Below are 1121 nucleotides of genomic sequence, written 5' to 3'. Positions count from 1 at the left end.
CTGCTCTTCCACGACACCTGGATCGGCGCCGACCAGTGACGGCCTACGTCCTGCGGCGGCTCGGTGCGGCGGTGCTCGTGCTCTGGGCGGCGTTCACGGTCTCGTTCGCGGTGCTCTACCTGCTGCCGAGCGACCCGGTGAGCATCATGCTCGACGCGGCCAACCCCGGCGGCACCGTGGACCCGGCGCAGGTGGCCGAGCTGAGCGCCCGCTACGGGTTCGACCGGCCGCCGCTCGAGCAGTACGTCGTGCTGCTCGGGCGGGCCGTGACGGGCGACCTGGGGGTCTCGGTGACCTCGGGCGCTCCGGTCTCGCAGCTGCTCGCGGACGCGTTCCCGCAGACGCTCGCGCTCACCAGCGTGGCCCTGGGGATCGCCCTGCTTCTCGGCGGAACGATCGCGGCGACGTCGTCGTGGACCCGGTCGACCCGGCTGCGGGGCGCGCTGCTGGCGCTGCCGCCGCTGGGGGTGTCCATGCCGACGTTCTGGATCGGGCTGCTGCTGCTCCAGCTGTTCTCGTTCCGGCTGCCGGTGTTCCCGGCGGTCGGCAACCAGGGGATCGCGAGCATCGTCCTGCCGGCGGTCACCCTCGCCATCCCGCTCTCCGCGGTGGTCGCCCAGGTGCTCGCCCGCTCGATGCGGACCGCGTGGGACGCGCCCTACGTCGAGACGGCGCTGGCCAAGGGTGCGTCCCGGGGCCGGGTGCAGTGGCGGCACGTCACGCGCAACGCCGCACTGCCCGCGCTGACCCTGCTCGGGATCGCGGTCGGCAACCTGCTGGCCGGTGCCGTGGTGGTGGAGACGGTGTTCTCCCGCGCGGGGTTCGGCGGACTCGTCGAGAAGGCCGTCCGCGCCCAGGACATCCCCGTGGTGCAGGGGGTCGTCGTGGTCGGCGCGCTCGTGTTCGTGGTCGTCAACCTCGTGGTCGACCTCGCCTATCCCGCACTCGACCCGCGGATCTCCCGCACCCCCTCCACGGCCTGACGCACGGAAGGACACGTCATGACCCTCGTCTCGCACGCACCGGCCGTCGCGGCGCCGACCCTCGTCCCCGCGCCCGCGGTCCCGGTCCGGCGCGCTCGCCCGGTCCGGCACCCGCTCGCCCGTCCCGGCGTGCTCGCC

General features: G+C 74.1%; 1 protein-coding gene. It reads left to right on the top strand.

Annotation, left to right across the window (positions count from 1 at the left end):
- Positions 1-983 (top strand): ABC transporter permease (locus AC1DUQ_RS21900; protein ID WP_477074658.1); only part of this gene is annotated, 983 nt, incomplete at its 5' end.
- Between the last annotated feature and the right edge of the window lie 138 nt (positions 984-1121).

It is taken from the genome of Cellulomonas sp. P4_B5_2 (genome assembly GCF_056402235.1).
The sequence above is the reverse complement of the archived record's forward strand: the minus strand, read 5'-3'. Positions and strand labels throughout refer to the sequence as shown.